At 70.7% G+C, this 16261-nt stretch carries 16 protein-coding genes; 9 read left to right on the top strand and 7 right to left on the bottom strand.

All coding sequences use genetic code 11. The annotated features are described in order from the left end of the window. Positions 1 to 7 precede the first annotated feature (7 nt). Positions 8 to 790, bottom strand: a complete 783-nt coding sequence (locus tag IEV99_RS03155; protein WP_188516264.1) for a sulfite exporter TauE/SafE family protein — start codon at positions 788 to 790, stop codon at positions 8 to 10. A gap of 250 nt (positions 791 to 1040) precedes the next feature. On the opposite strand from IEV99_RS03155, the gene IEV99_RS03150 reads away from it, so the two are divergent. From IEV99_RS03150 to IEV99_RS03140, 3 genes are read left to right on the top strand one after another with little or no spacing between them, the layout of a single operon-like run. Further along, the gene (locus IEV99_RS03150) at positions 1041 to 1631 is read left to right on the top strand and encodes a hypothetical protein (protein ID WP_188516263.1); all 591 of its coding nucleotides are present in this window, start codon (positions 1041 to 1043) and stop codon (positions 1629 to 1631) included. 30 nt (positions 1632 to 1661) lie between these two features. After that, positions 1662 to 2672: an ornithine cyclodeaminase family protein gene (locus tag IEV99_RS03145; RefSeq protein WP_188516262.1), complete on the top strand. Its 1011-nt coding sequence runs from the start codon at positions 1662 to 1664 to the stop codon at positions 2670 to 2672. Then, a complete protein-coding gene (locus tag IEV99_RS03140; protein WP_210318611.1) occupies positions 2669 to 3472 on the top strand; it encodes a phosphate/phosphite/phosphonate ABC transporter substrate-binding protein in 804 nt (267 codons plus the stop codon). Before IEV99_RS03145 ends, IEV99_RS03140 begins: the two co-directional genes overlap by 4 nt. Here IEV99_RS03140 and IEV99_RS03135 read toward each other — a convergent pair. The 6 genes from IEV99_RS03135 to IEV99_RS03110 all read right to left on the bottom strand — a co-directional run bounded on the left by IEV99_RS03135 (position 3469) and on the right by IEV99_RS03110 (position 8953). Next, positions 3469 to 4437 (bottom strand): ABC transporter ATP-binding protein, encoded by a 969-nt coding sequence (locus IEV99_RS03135; RefSeq protein WP_188516261.1) that lies wholly within the window; start codon positions 4435 to 4437, stop codon positions 3469 to 3471. The two genes, IEV99_RS03140 and IEV99_RS03135, sit on opposite strands and share 4 nt — an antisense overlap. Positions 4438 to 4453: 16 nt before the next feature. Further along, positions 4454 to 5086, bottom strand: a complete 633-nt coding sequence (locus IEV99_RS03130; protein ID WP_188516260.1) for an ABC transporter permease — start codon at positions 5084 to 5086, stop codon at positions 4454 to 4456. 16 nt (positions 5087 to 5102) lie between these two features. Next, positions 5103 to 5732 carry an ABC transporter permease gene (locus tag IEV99_RS03125; protein ID WP_188516259.1) on the bottom strand — a complete coding sequence of 210 codons (630 nt, stop codon included), beginning with the start codon at positions 5730 to 5732 and terminating at the stop codon, positions 5103 to 5105. Beyond that, positions 5729 to 7240: an HAL/PAL/TAL family ammonia-lyase gene (locus tag IEV99_RS03120; protein WP_188516258.1), complete on the bottom strand. Its 1512-nt coding sequence runs from the start codon at positions 7238 to 7240 to the stop codon at positions 5729 to 5731. The genes IEV99_RS03125 and IEV99_RS03120 overlap by 4 nt, the downstream gene beginning before the upstream one ends. A 48-nt stretch (positions 7241 to 7288) precedes the next feature. After that, positions 7289 to 8167, bottom strand: coding sequence for a glycine betaine ABC transporter substrate-binding protein (locus tag IEV99_RS03115; RefSeq protein ID WP_188516257.1), 879 nt, complete (start codon positions 8165 to 8167; stop codon positions 7289 to 7291). A 90-nt stretch (positions 8168 to 8257) separates the two neighbouring features. Beyond that, positions 8258 to 8953 carry a DUF1684 domain-containing protein gene (locus IEV99_RS03110; RefSeq protein ID WP_188516256.1) on the bottom strand — a complete coding sequence of 232 codons (696 nt, stop codon included), beginning with the start codon at positions 8951 to 8953 and terminating at the stop codon, positions 8258 to 8260. A gap of 196 nt (positions 8954 to 9149) precedes the next feature. Here IEV99_RS03110 and IEV99_RS03105 point away from each other — a divergent pair, with 196 nt between their 5' ends. The 6 genes from IEV99_RS03105 to IEV99_RS03080 all read left to right on the top strand — a co-directional run bounded on the left by IEV99_RS03105 (position 9150) and on the right by IEV99_RS03080 (position 16155). Then, entirely contained in the window at positions 9150 to 10817 is a 1668-nt protein-coding gene (locus IEV99_RS03105; RefSeq protein WP_188516255.1) for a methyl-accepting chemotaxis protein, read from the top strand. A gap of 4 nt (positions 10818 to 10821) precedes the next feature. After that, on the top strand, positions 10822 to 12309 hold the full coding sequence (locus tag IEV99_RS03100; RefSeq protein WP_188516254.1) for a xylulokinase: 1488 nt from the start codon (positions 10822 to 10824) through the stop codon (positions 12307 to 12309). 91 nt (positions 12310 to 12400) lie between these two features. Next, entirely contained in the window at positions 12401 to 13342 is a 942-nt protein-coding gene (locus IEV99_RS03095) for an ABC transporter permease (protein WP_188516253.1), read from the top strand. Between the two features lie 29 nt (positions 13343 to 13371). Continuing rightward, a complete protein-coding gene (locus IEV99_RS03090; protein ID WP_188516252.1) occupies positions 13372 to 14316 on the top strand; it encodes a sugar ABC transporter substrate-binding protein in 945 nt (314 codons plus the stop codon). A gap of 139 nt (positions 14317 to 14455) precedes the next feature. Next, positions 14456 to 15232, top strand: coding sequence for an ATP-binding cassette domain-containing protein (locus tag IEV99_RS03085; protein WP_188516251.1), 777 nt, complete (start codon positions 14456 to 14458; stop codon positions 15230 to 15232). After that, positions 15229 to 16155: a nucleoside hydrolase gene (locus IEV99_RS03080; protein WP_188516250.1), complete on the top strand. Its 927-nt coding sequence runs from the start codon at positions 15229 to 15231 to the stop codon at positions 16153 to 16155. Before IEV99_RS03085 ends, IEV99_RS03080 begins: the two co-directional genes overlap by 4 nt. The last annotated feature ends 106 nt before the right edge of the window (positions 16156 to 16261 follow it).

The raw sequence follows: 16261 nt of genomic DNA, 5'->3' as shown, positions 1-16261 counted from the left end.
CCCCGCCTCACGGCCAGAGTTCGTGGCCGCCGCGCGCGATGCTGCTGACCGCGATCACGACCAGCAGCGCGATCGCGATGAGCCGATGGGTACGCTCGCCGCCGTGGCGGGACGCGCGATTGCCGGCGTGAACGCCGAGCACCATCACGGGCATGCCGATCACGGCCAGCACCAGCGCACGTTTGTCGGCGAGGCCGAGCCAGAGCGCGCTGGCGAGCGCGAGCGAGGACGTCAGGAAAAAGAACACCAGCATGGAGGCGCGGGCCTGGGTGCGGCTGACCGGCGACGCCAGGTAGTACGCGACCGCAGGCGGACCCGGCATAGCGGCGAGGCCGCTGAAAATTCCGGCGAGCAGCCCGGCGCCGAGCGTAACCGCCTTGCCCGGCATGGCGGCGAGGGCCGCGCCGCGGGCCAGCGACACAGCGGCGATCAGCGTGATCCCCCCGATGGCGATGCGGGCGATGGAGGCGGGGGCGACGCCCAGCAGCGCCATGCCTGCCGGGGAACCGGCGAGCGCGCCGGTCAGGAGCCAGCGCAACGAGCCGCGGTGGCAATCGCGCCAGGAGCGGCGCAGGTCGATGAGGCCGCCCAGCGTCTGCATGCAAAGCGCCATCGTGACGGCGACCAGCGGCGGCACGACCTGGCTGAGAAGCGGCACGGCCGCGATCGCAAAGCCGAAGCCCGTGAAGCCGCGCAGCACCGCTGCGCCCAGCACCACGGCGATCAGGATCGCAACCACGCCGGGGCTGAGGGCAAGACCGGCCAGAGCCCCTTCCAGATACGCGGTCACGCCGTCCCTCTCTCACGCTCGGCAACCGCACATGAGGTGTCGCGCCGCCCGCAACCGATCGGGCGAAGCGCAGCCGGCGTCAAGCCGCGTCCAGCGCCCGGCAGCGCTGCGCGGCGGGCGCGGACGCCCCGGCGCGATGGCGGCGACGACGGAAAACAAATCTTCCCGCCCGATCAAAGCTGCGTGTGGTGGGGTGGCGCGACGCAGGCGGGCGGTCGAGGATGCGGCATCCCCCTCCGGAGCATCCCGCATGCGATTTTCCTTCTTCCTCAATCTCACCCTCGCGACGGTCGGCCTCGCCGCCGTCACGGCCACGGGCGCGAGCGCCCAGACGGCCCGCCTGCGCGGCGCCATCGTGAGCGCCAACGCGAGCGTGCTCGAGGTTCGCACCCGGGAGGGCGCCACCGTGAACGTGCAGCTCGCCCCCAACGTCACGGTCGGCCGGCGCGTGCGGGCCGAGGCCAGCCAGATCAAGCCGAACGACTATGTGGGCGTCGCCGCCGTGCCGGGAACGGGCGAGACCCTGAAGGCCGTCGAGATCTTCATTTTCCCGGCCGCCATGCGGGGCACGGGCGAAGGCCACCGCGCGTGGGACCTCCTGCCCGAGAGCACCATGACCAACGCCACCATGGCCGAAACCGTGGACACCAGCGACGGCAAGGCGATGAAGCTCACCTACAAGGGCGGCGAGAAGACCATCGCGCTGACGCCCGACACCAAGGTGTTCACCTTCGCGCAGGGCTCGGCCGAGAACCTCGTTCCGGGCCGGCAGGTGACGCTGAACGCCGAGCAGAAGGGCGACCAGGTGACCACTGCCCGCGTGACGGTGGACGATCCGTAGGACGAAACGAGAGAGCAGGAGCGCGCCGGCATGCCGAAGGCCGAGTTGTATATCGACTACCTGAACGCCATCGACGTGGAAGCCCTGCGGCTCACGGACGCGGAGATCATCGCGGCCGTGGAGGCGGGCCTCGCCGCCCAGGGCCGCGGCGAGACCGTGATCGAGCCGCGCGTGCACCTGATGCCGAACGCGGGCGCGAACGGCCATTTCAATGTGCTGCGCGGCGCCTTCCGGGCGCCCATCGCCCGGGCGGGCGTGAAGGTGATCGGCGACTTCGTGGACAACTACCAGCAGGGGCTGCCCTCCGAGATGGGGCTCCTCCTGCTCATGGACCCGCTGAACGGCGTCCCCAAGGCCATCGTGGACGGCAGCCACCTCACCGACATGCGCACCGGCGCGGTGACGGCCATCGGGGCCAAGCACCTCGCCCGCAAGGGCTCGCGGGTGCTGGGCCACATCGGCGCACGGGGCACGGCCTATTGGAACGTGCGGCTGCTCGACTCGCTGTTCGACTTCGACGAGATCCGCGTCCATTCGCGCCGCCCGGAGAGCCGGGACGCCTTCGCGGAGCGGCTCAGCGCCGACCTCGGCAAGCGCGTGGTGGCGACGCCGGACTGGCGCTCCTGCGTGGACGGCGCCGACATCGTCGTGGAGGCGTCGCGCCTCAACGCGCCGGAGCCGCTGCTGAAGACCGAATGGATCAAGCCCGGCGCCTTCGTGGTTCCGTACGGCACCATGAGCGCCGTGGAGTTGTCGCTCACCGACATCATGGCGAAGCTGGTGGTGGACGACTGGGGCCAGTGCAAGGGCGGGCCCTTCGGCGCGCTGCGGCCGCATGTGGACGCCGGCAAGCTCTCGGCCGAGACGCTCCACGCCGAGATGGGCGAGATCGTCGCCGGGCGCAAGCCAGGGCGCGAGAGCGACGACGAGACGATCCTGTTCTGGCATCGCGGGTTGTCGCTGTCAGACATCGCGCTGGGGCACTTCATGCTCGAGAAGGCCGCCCGGATGGGGCTCGGCCAACGGCTGCGCTACGCGTGAGGCTGGTCGCCAACGCCCGCATGTATGCGGTGAACGCCGCCGTGGCGGGCGCCTGGACGGCGCTGTTCGGGCGCGTCGCCGCCGTGTCGGGCGTCCCTCTGGACGTGATCCCGCATGCCGCGCCCGCGCCGCTGGAGGAGCTGTGGCGGCGACCGGACCTCGGGCTCGCGTTTATCTGCGGGTTTCCGTTCGTGACCGGCGGCTTCGGCCTCGCGCCGGTCGCCGCTCCCATTCCGGCGAGCGGCGACGGGCGGCCCCATTACGCCACGCGCCTCGTGGTGCGCGCCGACGGCCCGCTCCGAACGCTGGAGGACAGCTTCGGCGGGCGCATCGGGTGGACGGCCGAGCACTCGCAATCGGGTTTCCAGGCGCTGCGGACGCATCTTTTACCGCATGTGGACAAGGGGCGGACGCTCTTCGCCGAGAGCGTCGGCGGTCTGCAGACGCCGCGCCGGGTGATCGACGCGGTGCTGTCCGGCGTCATCGACATCGGCCCGCTCGATTCTTTTTACCACGACCTGCTCCTGGCCCACGAGCCGGACACGGCGGCGCGGCTGCGCGTGGTCGTGACCACCGCCCCCCGGCCAATGCCGCTGCTGGCGGCCTCGCCATCCGTGGACGCCGCGACCCTCGCGGCGCTGCGCTCCGCCCTGCTGGGGTTCGCGGAGGACGACGCCGGCCGGGCGCTCCTGGCCTCGCTGCAACTCACCGGCTTCGCGGCGGTCGATGCGGGCGACTACGCCATCCTGCGTGACAAAGCCGAGGCGGCCGACCGCGCCGGCTACCGGCAGCCCGGCTAGGCACGCCCGGTTCCGTCCGGGTGCGGGTTGTCGAGCACGCTCAGGCGCTGGATGGCGGCGAGCGTGAGCGTCCCCGCCGCCCTTCCCTCCCCGTCCAGGATGGTGGCGACGTCCCGCCCCTCGGCCAGCAGGGCCGACAGCACGTCGCGGGCCGACAGCGAGCCCGGCAGCCGCAGCCCGCCGCTTTCGCCCGGCTCGGCGACATCCATGGCGCGCAGCAAGGACAGGCGACGCAGCGCCCGGTCGGCGCCGACGAAATCGGCCACGAAGCCGTCCGCCGGCGCGGCCAGCAGGCGCTCCGGCGCGTCGTACTGCACGAGCCGCCCATCCCGCATGATGGCGACGAGGTCGCCCATGCGGATCGCCTCGTCGATGTCGTGCGTGACCAGGATCACGGTCTTCTTCAGCCTGCGCAGGATGTCGAGGAATTCCTCCTGCAGGCGCCCGCGCACGATGGGGTCGATGGCCCCGAAGGGCTCGTCCATCAGCATCACGGGCGGGTCGGCCGCCAGGGCCCGGGCGACGCCGACGCGCTGCCGCTGACCGCCCGACAGGTGGCGCGGGTGGCGCGACAGGAACTGGCCGGGCTCCAGCCCCACCAGCGACAGCATCTCGGCGCTGCGCTCGCGGATGCGCGCCTCCGGCCAGCCGAGGAGGCGCGGCACGGCCGCGACATTGTCCGCGATGGTCATGTGCGGAAACAGGCCGACCTGCTGGATCACGTAGCCGATGCGCCGGCGCAGGCCGACCGGGTCCACCGTGGTGACGTCCTCGCCCTCCACGATGATGCGGCCGGCGCTGGGCTCGATCAGCCGGTTCACCATCCGCATCGTGGTGGTCTTGCCGCAGCCCGAGGGGCCGATCAGCACGCAGGTGCGGCCGGACGGCACCTCGAGGTCCAGCGCATCCACGGCGGGCCGCGCCGCGCCGGGAAACATCTTGCTGACAGCTTCCAGCCTGATCACGCGCCAACGCCTTTCATCAGTCGCGAAGCCCCGTGGAGCGCGTCATGACCCATTCCAGGGCCGCGAAGGCGAGCTCCACCGCCAACGCCAGCAGCGCCACCGCGAGCGCGCCGGCCACAAGCTGCGGGAAGTTGAAGTTCGCCATTCCGGAGGTGATGAGCTCGCCGAGCCCGCCGCCGCCGATGAAGGCCGCCAGCGTGGCGGCCGAGACGATCTGCACGGCGGCGGTTCGCACGCCCGCGAACACCACCGGCAGCGCCAGCGGGATCTCGATGCGGGTCATCACCTGCCGGTCGGAGAACCCCTGCCCGCGCGCCGCGTCGACGATGTCGCGGTCCACCTCGGTCAGGCCCGTATAGGTGTTCAGCAGCAGCGCCGGCAGCCCGTAGAGCGTCAACGCCACCACAGACGGCAGGAAGCCGGTGCCCAGCACCGGCAGCATGATCACCAGCAGCGCCAGCGACGGCACCGTTCGCAACACGTTGACGATCCCGATGGCGGCGCCCGCCAGCGCGCGGCGGCGCGTGAGCGCCAGCCCGAGCGGCAGCGCGATGGCGAGCACGGCCGCGAGGGCGGCGGCCGAGATCCAAAGGTGGTTCTGCAGCGCCACCGTGAAGATGCGGGGATTGTCGGCGATCCACTGGAGCATCAGCGCGCACCCGCCATCACAGGGCGTCCGCCTGCGCGGCGCGCAGCCGCATCTCGATCCGGCGCAGCGCCTCGTCGCACGCCACCGCGAGCGCCGATGTCGCAACGGCGCCGATGACGACCTTCTCCCCGAAATCCTGCGTGATGCCCTGGAAGATGATGTCGCCCAGCCCGCCGGCGTTGATGAAGGCCGCCACGGTGGCGACCGACACCTGCGTGACCACCGTGATGCGAATGCCCGCCACGATCACCGGCATGGCGAGCGGCAGCTCGATGGCGAAGAGCCGGCGCATCGGGCCGTAGCCCATGCCCTGCGCGGCGTCGAGGATGTCGGGCGAGACCTGCCGGAGCCCCGTCGACACGTTGCGGATGATGATCAGGAGCGCATAGGCGACCAGCGCCACGATGGCGGGCCAGAAGCCGAGACCAAGATAGGGGATCAGCAGCGCGAAGATGGCCAGCGCCGGCACGGTGTAGAGCGCGCCCGACACGAGCAGGATGAACACCGCGAAGCCAGGACGCCGCGCAGCCACGACGCCGAGCGGCAGGCCGAGCGCAAGCGAGATCGCGAGCCCGACGCCGACGAGTTGGATGTGCTCCCACAGGGCGACCAGCAGGCGGTCGTAGTTCTCCACCAGCCAGCTCATGCCTCGGCGACCTCGGGATCCAGCCGCCGCGGCAGCTCGCCATCGAGGATGCGCAGCGCCAGCGCCTCGTATTCGCGTCCCATCGGGCGGTCGTCGCCCAGCGGCCCCACGGCGGCGCGCACGAAGTCGTACGCAAGAGCCGCGCCATGGCCGAGCGCGGCGGGTTCGCGCAGATCCACGGCCTGGGCGGCGACCACGAGCTCGATCGCGACGAGCCGGGCGAAGCGGCGCACCGTCGCGTGCAGCTTGTCGACGATGGCCGGCGTCATCGGGGCGTAGTCTTCCACGCCGTCCGCCACCGGGATCGTGAGGGCGCCGAGCGGATGCGCGAGATGCCTGATCTCGGCTTCCAGCGCGGAGGCTGTTTTCTGCGTGGTGGCGAAGCCCGAATGCGATCCGCCATGGCGGGTGAGAAAGCGCGGCAGGCCGCTCGCGCCCGGCGACATCAGCTTGGTGACACGGGCGGCCGAGATCGCGGCAAGGTGCGACAGCGCGAGCCCGGCGGCCTCCAGCGCCAGCGCGAGCTCGGTGGTGTCGAAGTTGACGCTGGACAGCATGGCGTCCCGCTCCGGCAGCACCACCGGGCTGTCGCCGACGCCGTTCAGTTCGGCCGTCGCGACCGCTTCCGCGGCCTCGCAGGCCCGCAGCGCGCAGCCGAACACGGGGGCGAGAGTGCGAAACGAGATCGGATCCTGCACGCGCAGGGCGACTCCGGGTCCGAACAGGGCGGAGCCATCGAGCGCGGCTCGCAGCGCCCGCAGGCCCGCCGCATGGCCTTCCAGGCCGCGCAGGCGGCCGAGGTCGGGGTCCAGCGGCGACAGGTTGGCGCGGTAGCCCTCCAGCGACAAGGCGCCGGCCAGGATCGCCGCTTCCAGAACCGCCCGCAGATCCACAAGGGCGAGCGCCGCCAGGCCGATGCTCTGGGCGTTGCTGTTGAGCAGCGCCAGGGCGTCCTTCGGCCCCAGCGTCGCGGGCGCGAGCCCGGCCGTCGCCAAAGCGTCGGCGCCGGACACCACAGCGCCGTCACGCTCGGCCTCGCCTTCGCCGATCAGCGGCAGGAACGCCTGCGCGAGCGGGCTCAGGTCCGCTTCGCCGAGCGAGCCGATGCGGCGCACGCGCGGCGTCACGCCCTTGTTGAGCAGGGCCGCGACAGCGTCCACGAGCGTTGGCGAAATGCCGGACGCCGCCTGGCAGAGGCCGGCCAGGCGGGCGGCCAGCATGGCCCGTACTTCATCGGGCGCCATGCACTCACCGACGCCGACCGCGCGAGCCCGGATGGCCCGCGTCTGGAAGGCCGCGATCTGCTCCGCGTCCAGCCGGGTGTCGACCGCGGCGCCGAGGCCGGTGGTCAGGCCGTAGACGGCGTCATTGCGCCCAAGCGCGCGATCGACCACGGCGCGCGCCGCCGCAAGGCGCGGTCCGACGCTCGCGTCGAGGCGCACCGGCGCGGCGCGACGCGCGACCGCAACGATGTCCGCCAGCGCGACGGCGCTCCCGCCGAACGTCACCGCGTCGTGTTCAGGTTCCGCCCCCACGGACCTGGCCCGCGGCTCAGGTCACAGGCCCTTGCTCTTCAGGAAGTTGGCCGCCACCGTGCGGGGCTCCTTTTTGTCGACTTCCACCTGCCGGTTCAGCTCCTGCATGGTGGGGTTGTCGAGCGCCGCGCCGACCTTCTCGAGCACGGCCACCACCTTCTCGTTGGCGGCGATGTCCGGGCGCACCACCGGGGCGAGGTAGTAGGGAGGGAACAGAGACTTGTCGTCATCGAGCGCGATGAATTTCTCGGCCGCGATCTGCCAATCGGTCGAGAAGCCGTTGGCGACGTCGACCTGCTTTTGCGTGAGCGCGTCGTAACGCAGGCGCAGCGCCGCGAACTGCTTGAACTCCTGGAACTCGGCCCCGTAGACCTCCTTCAGGCCCTTGATGCCGTCGCGGCGATCCACGAACTCGGCGCCGGCGCCGAGCTTCAGCTTGGAGGATGCCTTGCCGAGGTCGCTCAGGGTCTTCAACCCGTATTCCTTTGCGGTGTCGGGCCGCACCACGATCGCGTAGCCGTTGTTGATGCCCGACGGCTTCAGCCAGGTGAGGTTAAATTCCTTCTCGTAGAAGGCCTTCACCATGCCGCGGACCTTCTCGGGATCCGTCTCGGTGACGCCCTGCGCCTTCATGACGGCGTTCAGGCCGGTGCCGGTGTATTCGGGATAGAGGTCAATCGCGCCGCTTTTCAGCGCCTCGTGCGCCACCAGCGTGCCGCCGAGGTTGATCTTGCGCTCCACCTTGAAGCCCGCTCCTTCCAGGGCGGCCGCGTAGAGCTCGGCGACCACGAACTGCTCGGTGAAGTTCTTGGAGCCGATCTTGATGGTCTGGGCTGACACGGCCGAGATGGACGAGACGACGAAAGTCGCCGCAACGGCGAGAACTGGCGCGATACGCATCGGAAAAGCCCCTCGAAGGATCATGCGGTCAGGCTATCGGTTGAAAACCGGCGCGCAAGCGCTCAATGGCGGTAGGTCATCAACTCGCCGTCAGACGAGACGCAGGCCCGCCGGCTCGCGGCGATCATCCGGAGCGTCGCGTTCGCCGCCCGCAATCGCCCGTTTCAGCCGGTTCTCGATCGGCGACAGCGGACAGACCCAGGCCTCCGAATAAGCGCAAGACGGGTAGTAGCTGAAGTTGAAATCGAGGATCAGCCGGCCATCCTCGGCAGCGCCGAGATCGGCGCTCTTGATGGTGTCGAGCAGGTAGCGCCCACCCGCAAATGTCGTCCAGCCATTCGTGGCGTCGTTGAAGGGCAGGAAGACGCCGCCCGCATAGCCGTTGATCCAGTAAAGCGTCAGCTCCTTGCCGAGCGGCTGCTCCAGCCCTTGCGTGAGCGCGAAGGGCACGAGCGTCATGAGCCCGTCCTTGCCGGCCTCGGCCTGCAGCGTCTCGCGCCCCTCGGCGGGCTGCAGCGCCACGGTGAAGCGCAATGCGGGATCGTACGGAAAGTAGTTCACGCCCTCAAACTGGGTCCGACGGGCCTGCGACAGCGGCGACTGCGCGTGGCTGCGGAACAGGCGGTCGCGCGTGTCGCGCCACAACGCCCAGCCCTCCTCGGGCTCCATCATGCGGATGTCGGCGTAGAGATCCCCGACCGTCCGTCTCCAGTCGAGCAGGCTCTTGTACAGATCCAGCTTGGCGCGCGCGTCGCCGCGCTCCCGCGTGTGTTGTTCGTCCAGCATCGACGGGTCCCCGGAGCACGGCGCAGTTTGCGCCGGTCGAGAACGCGCTTCGAAAGGAAAGGGTTTCATTGCAGGGCGGCGCGACAAGCTGGCCCAACGCCGTCGAAACCGCGCCGGCGCGCTCGCGATGATCATAGTCGTAAAGGCAGTATTAGGACCGCTCTGCTTTGTGTTGAGGCAGAGGGAATTCTGCGCAATGTTTCGTTGGCTCCGAGGCGTCTCGATCAGGACCCACGCGTCCGTGGTGGTGGGCGGCGTGGCGCTGCTGGCCCTGGCGGTCGGCGGATCGGCGATCATGTCGACCTACTGGCTCATGGCCAGCGTCGCGAGCACGCGGGAGTCGGCGCACAATCTCGACGGTTTCTATCGCGGCGTGATCGACGTGCAGGCGTTCGACCGGCGGGTCATCCGCAAGGCCATGGACCCGGCCGCCGGGCCGGGCGTGACGGACGACGTCAGGACCACACGCGAGAAGCTCAACGGCACGCTGCAGTTCCTGGCGAGCATCGATCCGGTTCTGGCCCCAGAGGTTCCGGCCTTGCGGGACCGGCTCGTCCAGCACATCGCGGACGGCTCCGCGCTGGCGGACCGCCCCCCGACGGACCCGGCGGACCTGCTCCGGCGCATCGACGGCTATACGGACGATACGCGCCAGCTCGGCCGCATGGCGGCGGAGCTGCGCGGTCAGATCGGGGACTCGCTCGACGCCGCCTCGGCGGGCGCGGCGAGCTTCGCCCAGCGCCTGCGCTTCGCCACCGTGCTGGCCCTCCTGGTCACCCTGCTGCTGGCCGGGCAACTCTACCGCTACCTCACCCGCAGCATCTCGCGGCCGATCTCGCAGCATATCGACCTGCTGCAGCGGATCGCCAGCGGCGACACCTCGGTGGGGGTCCCGGGCCTTCGGCGACCGGACGAGATCGGCACGCTGGCGCGCGTCGTGGAGGCGCTGCGGCTCCAAACCGAACTCAAGAACGAGCTCGACGCCAAGGTGCGGGCCGGCGCGGTCGAGAAGGAGCGCCAGACCCGGATCGAGACCGCCATCCATGAATTCAGGCTCCACGTCGCCTCCGCGCTGGAGCGGATGGGGGCCTTCACGGCGAGCTTCGAGGGGTTGGCGGGCGAGCTCACGCAGGCGGCGCAGATCGTCGACCAGCACACCCGCTCGGCCGCCATGTCGGCGGCCCAGACCTCCAAGGACGTGGGCTCGATCGACCACTCGGCCAAGCAGCTTGAGCAGTCCGTGGAAAAGATCGCCACGCAGATCGGCGAGGCCAGCGGCATCGTCCGCCGCGCCACCGAAATGACCACCGTGACGCAGGGCTCCATCTCCAAGCTGGCCGCCTCCGGCGCGCGCATCGAGAGCGTGCTGGCGCTGATCCAGAGCATCGCGCAGCAGACCAACCTGCTGGCGCTCAACGCCACCATCGAGGCGGCGCGCGCCGGCGAGGCGGGGCGGGGCTTCGCGGTGGTGGCCGCGGAGGTGAAGTCGCTGGCGGCCGCGACCGCCAAGGCGACGGACGGCATCACCGGCACGGTGCACGACATCGTGGGCAGCGGCGCGCAGGCCGTGCAGGCCATGGCGGAGATCGACAGCATCGTGGCCGAGATCTCCGGCGTCACCGACCAGATCGCCGGCGCGATTGAACAACAGACCGTCGCGACGGCGGAGATTGCTTCCAGCATCTCGAGCGCGGCGGCGGGCGCGGGCCAGCTCGACCAGTCGCTCGCGCTCACGGCCGGAACCGCGGACGGCACCAGCGTGGCCGCAATGCGCGTGCTCGCGGACGCGCGCGAGATGGGCCAACTCGCCTCCGAGTTCCGGACGTCGGTGGATCGGTTCTTGCGGGAAGTGCAGGCGGCCTGAGGCCATGACATCCGCGCACCACACCACATTCGCCGTGGATCTCGGCGGCACCAGCCTGCGCGCCGCGCTGGTGGGGAGCGACGGCGGCGTTGTCGCGATGGCGGGCCGGCCGCAGCCTTTCGGATCCGCCGGGAGCGCCGAGGCCGATCCCGCGACGTGGTGGACGCTGCTCGCCGACGCCGCCGACGAGCTCGAGAGCGTGGCGCAGGCCGCCTTCGAGGCGGCCGCTGCGGTTGCGATCACGAGCGTGACGCGCACGCAGGTGTTCGTGGACGCCCGCGGGCGGGCGCTCGGCCCCGCCCTGACCTGGGCGGACGCCCGTTCCGCCGCCGACGCGGACACGCTGCGGGCGAGGCTGCCGCAGGACCACGTCGAAACCGCACTCGTGAATGCGTTTCATCCGCTGGCGCGCCTCGCCTGGCTGCGCCGCACGGCGCCCGATCGCGCCGCCGCGGTTGCGCGGGTGCTGGAGCCGAAGGACTGGCTCAACGCCCGCCTGACCGGCCGCATGGCGTCGGACCCTATCGCCTCCGCCCGGCTCGCCGCGTGCCGCCAACCGGGCCCGGGCGGCGGCTCGCTCTTCGAGGCGGCCAACATCGCCGATCCCACGCCGGACCTGCTTCGGCCGGCCAGCGTCGTCGGGGCCGTTCGGCGCGGACTGCCCGGCGCGCTGGGCCGGCTGGCGGGCGCGCGCGTCGTGATGCTCTCGCACGACACCTGGGCGTCCGTGCTCGGGCTCGGGGCGCTGCACCATGGCGGCGCCTATAATCTCTCGGGCACCACCGAGGTCGTGGGCGTGTTCTCCAAGGGGCCCGCGCAGGCGCCCGGGCTGATGAGCGTGGACTGGGGCGGCCTCACGCATCTGGGCGGCCCCGGGCAGAACGGCGCGGACGCGCTGCGCTGGGCGCTGGACCTGCTGGGCTTCGCCGATGAGGCGACCGGCCCGGCGCTGGACCGCCTCCTGGCGGGCGAACGCTTCGCCCAGCCGCTCCTGTTTCTGCCCTACCTGCAGGGCGAGCGGACGCCCTATTGGGACCCGATGCTGCGCGGGGCCTTTGTGGGCCTCGATCGCCGCCACACGGCGACGGATTGCGCCTGGGCCGTGCTGGAGGGCGTCGCCTTCCTGAACCGGATCGTGTTCGAGCGCGCCGAGGCCGCCCTCGGGTTCCGGCCCGCGGAGATCCGCTTCGGCGGCGGCGGCGCGGCGAGCCCGGCCTGGGCGCAGGTCAAGGCCGATGTGTGCGGGGTTCCGGTGGTCACCGCCGCGCATGCGGAGCCGGGCCTTCTCGGGGGCGCGATCGCGGCGGCTGCGGCGGCCGACGGCGAAACCCTTGAGGCCGCGCAGGAGCGCCTCGCCGCCCCGGCGGCCGTCTACCGCCCCGCCCCGGCGCGCGCGGCGCGGCTGGACGCCAGCTACGCGCTCTTCCGGCAAGCCGAAGCGGCGCTCACGCCGATCTCGCACGCGCTGGCGAAGTTGGGGCCGCCACAATAATCGGTTGTATTCGCGCCCAAATCGGCTGGCGCAGGGCCGCCGCGCCTCCTAGTGTGGGCCCTCCGCACGGTATGGCCCTCCCAAGCTCCCCATGAAGCCCCTGATCGAGAGATACGGCACGGCCTTCGCCGGCATGGCGATGGTTCTCGCCTTCGTGGTCTTTGCGCCGAATTTCGCGACCGCCGGCAACCTGCTGAACGTCGTCAAGGACACGAGCTTCCTGGCCATCCTGGCGCTGGGCTTCGGGCTGGCGCTCACGATCGCGGAGCTCGACCTGTCGATCGCCGAGGTCGCGAGCCTGTCGGCTGTGACGGCGGGCGCGCTGATTCAGGGCAAGTACGACCCCAGCCTCGCCGTGCTGGCCGGGCTCGGCGTCGGGCTTGGTCTCGGGCTTCTGAACGGTCTCACCGTCACGGCCCTGCGCGTGCCGTCCCTGATCGCAACGCTCGGCACGGCCGCGATCGCGCGCGGGCTCGCCTTCATGGAAACACAGGGCGTCGCCTTCGTGGGCCGTTGGCCCACCAGCTTCACGGGCCTGTCGCGCGGAACCACGCTGGGCGTGTCGAACCTCGTGCTGTGGCTCGTCGCCGCCACCGCCCTCACCTATGGGCTGATCAAGTGGACCCGCACGGGCGCCCGGATGGTGGCGACCGGCGAGGCTGAGGAGGCCGCACGCCTCTCGGGCATCGCGACCGGCCGCATGAAGCTGCTCGGGCTGGCGCTGTCGGGCCTGTTCGCGGGCGTCACAGCCGTGCTGCTCGCCGCCAACGTGTCGTCGGCCGCGCCCAACATGGCGGGCGACTATTTCCTCTACGCCATCGCGGCGGTGCTGCTCGGCATGACGATGTTCGAGCCCGGCCACCCGAACGTGCCCGGCACGGTGTTCGCGGCCTTCGTGCTCAAGGCGCTCGGCAACGGCCTCGTGCTGATGGGGGCCGCCTACTACGTCCAGGACATCATGCTGGGCGTCATCATCATCGGATCGGTCGCCTTCTCGGCCAGCGTGGTCAAGCAGGCGGCGTTCAAGGTATGAATACAACCAAAACGGAGGGGAGACGCGTCATGACAACCTTGAAATCCATCCTGCTCGGCGGGGCCGCCCTGCTGGCGAGCGCCATCGCGGCCCAAGCCTTCGAGGTCGGCGTGATCGGCTTCCAGTTCTCGTCCGAAACGCACGCCCGCGTCGCCAACGCGGCCGCCGCCGCCGCCAAGGAGAAGGGCTGGACGGTGACGCTGCTGAACTCCGAAGGCGCGCTGCCCAAGCACGCCGAGCAGTTCGAGACGCTGATCACCAAGAAGGTGGACGCCATCATCGTCGCGATGGGCAAGCCGATCGAGGCGGACGCCCAGTTCAAGGCCGCCAAGGACAAGGGCATCCCGGTCGTGACCGTGCAGTCGGGCGGCAGCCCGCACACGCTGTTCGACATCCAGCCCAATGAGTACAAGGTCGGCGCCGAGGCGGCCATGTTCCTGCTGGGCCAGATGGGCTACCAGGGCCAGATCCTCACGGCCCGCTTCGACGGCAACGTGGCCTCGCGCATCCGCGGCAAGGTGCTGGACGCCGTGCTGTCCGAGAACCAGGCCGTGAAGGAGATCGGCAAGTTCTCGATGGCCCGCACGCAGAGCTGGCGCGACGACGTGAAGAGCGGCATGCAGGCGCTGCTGTTGCAGAACCAGGGCAAGGTGCAGGGCATCTGGGCCTCGTTCGACGGCCAGGCCTACATCATCGACGACATCATGCAGCAGCAGGGCGTCAAGAAGGGCCAGATCCCGCTCGTGTCCGTGGATGGCGGCCAGGAGAGCTACCGCCGCATCGCCGACCCGGACAGCACATTCCTGGCCACCGTGACGATCCCGTTTGAGGAGATGGGCAAAGCCGCTGTGAACGCCGTGGAGGCCATCGTGGTCAAAAAGCAGCCCAAGGAGAGCGTCACCAAGGGGCCGTACCTCTATGTCGACGCCGTGCTGGTCGACCAGAACAACGTCAAGCAATACCTGAAGCAGTAGTTTGCGTTCTCCCCGTCATTGCGAGCCTGAGGCGAAGCAATCCAGCCTAACGGCCGACCTTTAGGCCTGGATTGCTTCGCTGCGCTCGCAATGACGGGAGGATGATCGTGGCGCACCGCCTTTATCTGGATCGAACCCAATGACGGACATCGCCGCCCCGATCCTCAGCCTGCGCGGGATCAGCAAGTCGTACGGAGGCGTCGACGCGGTGTGCGGCATCGACCTCGACCTCCATCGCGGCGACGTGCTGGCGATCTGCGGAGACAATGGCGCGGGCAAGTCGTCGCTGATCAAGATCATCTCGGGGGCCCAGCCGCCGACGGCCGGAACCATGACGTTGCGGGGCGAACCGGTGCGGTTCCGGTCGCCACATGACGCGCTGCAAAAGGGCGTGGCGACGATCTACCAGGACCTTGCGCTGGCGCCGCGGCTCTCCATCGCCGAGAACGTGTTCATGGGCGCGGAGCTGACACGGCGGCTCGGGCCGATCCAGCTGCTCGACAAGGCGCGCATGCGCGCGGAAGCGCGGCGCTACCTGTCGCGGCTGTCCGTGGACATTCCGGACACGCGCCGGCCGGTGCAGCGGCTCTCGGGCGGGCAGCGACAGGCGGTGGCGATCTCGCGGGCGCTGCGCTGGGACGCAGAGATCATCATCATGGACGAGCCCACGGCGGCGCTGGGCGTGCGCGAAACCGCGCAGGTGCTGCAACTCGTCCGCTCGCTGAAGGCCGACGGCCGCACCGTGATCCTGATCAGCCACAACATGCGCGACGTGGTCGCGCTGGCCTCACGCGTCGTGGTGCTGAGCCGGGGCCGCAAGGTCGTGGACCGGCCGATCGACGGGCTGGAGCCGGACGATCTCAGCCACATGATCATGAACGGGGCGGAGCGCCCGGCCGTGGCGGCGGCGTCATGACGGCGATCATCATCGACACCGATCCGGGGCAGGACGACGCCGTCGCGATCCTTCTGGCGCTGGCCGAACGCGAGCGGCTCGATTTGCGGATGATCGGGGCCGTGGCCGGCAACGTGCCGGTGCGGCAGGCGGCGCTCAACGTCCTGCGCGTGTGCGACCTCGCCGGCCGGCCCGACGTGCCCGTGCATGCCGGCGCCGCCTCGCCGCTGCTGTTTGAGCTCGAGACGGCCGAGTTCGTGTGCGGGCCGGATGGGCTCGCGGGCGCGGATCTGCCGGAGACCGACCGCGCGCCGACGCGCGGACACGCCGTGGAGGCCATGGTCTCGGTTTTGCGCGCCGCCGCGCCAGCCAGCGTCACGCTGTGCGCGCTGGGGCCGCTCACCAATCTGGCGCTGGCGTTTCGGCTGGCGCCGGACGCCATGGCGGCCGTGGAGCGGATCGTCCTGATGGGCGGCGCGCTCGGGCTGGGCAACATGACGCCCGCGGCCGAGTTCAACGCCTATGTGGACCCGCACGCCGCCGCGGTGGTGTTTGGCGCGGGCCTGCCGATCGTGATGTTCAACCTTCACACCACGCACCAGGCCGTGCCGGACGCCGCTGATCTCGAAGCCATCCGTGCCGTCGGCAACGCCGCCTCCCGGGCCGTGCTCGGCATGATGACGCGACCGCGCGCCGGCGGGCTCGGCACGGCCGGACACCCGATGCACGACCCGCTCGTCATCGCGTGGCTGTTGTGGCCCGAGCTGTTCCAGGGCCGCGACTGCTCTGTGGAGGTGGAAACCTCCGCCGGCCCGCTGCGCGGGCGCACCACCATCGACTGGAACAACCGCCTGAAGCGCCCGCCCAACGCCTTCGTGGCGGACCGCGTGGACGCACGCGGGTTCTTCGCCCAGCTGGCGGGCTCGCTGGCGAAGCTTCGCTAGGGCATCCGCGGTGGACGCGAAAGCGCCGCCGCCGGAATGCGCCCCCTCTCCCCGGGACGGGGAGAGGGCTGGGGTGAGGGTTATCGGGCAGCTCCCCTCATCCGAC

It is taken from the genome of Alsobacter metallidurans, from assembly GCF_014636935.1.
Classification (GTDB): domain Bacteria; phylum Pseudomonadota; class Alphaproteobacteria; order Rhizobiales; family Beijerinckiaceae; genus Alsobacter; species Alsobacter metallidurans.
This window is presented reverse-complemented; position numbering and strand designations above follow the sequence as displayed.

Coding starts and splice junctions, on each gene's coding strand:
- IEV99_RS03150 (WP_188516263.1), top strand. CDS start 1,041: ATGCGATTTTCCTTCTTCCTCAATCTCACCCTCGCGACGGTCGGCCTC.
- IEV99_RS03145 (WP_188516262.1), top strand. CDS start 1,662: ATGCCGAAGGCCGAGTTGTATATCGACTACCTGAACGCCATCGACGTG.
- IEV99_RS03130 (WP_188516260.1), bottom strand. CDS start 5,086: ATGCTCCAGTGGATCGCCGACAATCCCCGCATCTTCACGGTGGCGCTG.
- IEV99_RS03125 (WP_188516259.1), bottom strand. CDS start 5,732: ATGAGCTGGCTGGTGGAGAACTACGACCGCCTGCTGGTCGCCCTGTGG.
- IEV99_RS03115 (WP_188516257.1), bottom strand. CDS start 8,167: ATGCGTATCGCGCCAGTTCTCGCCGTTGCGGCGACTTTCGTCGTCTCG.
- IEV99_RS03110 (WP_188516256.1), bottom strand. CDS start 8,953: ATGCTGGACGAACAACACACGCGGGAGCGCGGCGACGCGCGCGCCAAG.
- IEV99_RS03105 (WP_188516255.1), top strand. CDS start 9,150: ATGTTTCGTTGGCTCCGAGGCGTCTCGATCAGGACCCACGCGTCCGTG.
- IEV99_RS03100 (WP_188516254.1), top strand. CDS start 10,822: ATGACATCCGCGCACCACACCACATTCGCCGTGGATCTCGGCGGCACC.
- IEV99_RS03095 (WP_188516253.1), top strand. CDS start 12,401: ATGAAGCCCCTGATCGAGAGATACGGCACGGCCTTCGCCGGCATGGCG.
- IEV99_RS03090 (WP_188516252.1), top strand. CDS start 13,372: ATGACAACCTTGAAATCCATCCTGCTCGGCGGGGCCGCCCTGCTGGCG.
- IEV99_RS03085 (WP_188516251.1), top strand. CDS start 14,456: ATGACGGACATCGCCGCCCCGATCCTCAGCCTGCGCGGGATCAGCAAG.
- IEV99_RS03080 (WP_188516250.1), top strand. CDS start 15,229: ATGACGGCGATCATCATCGACACCGATCCGGGGCAGGACGACGCCGTC.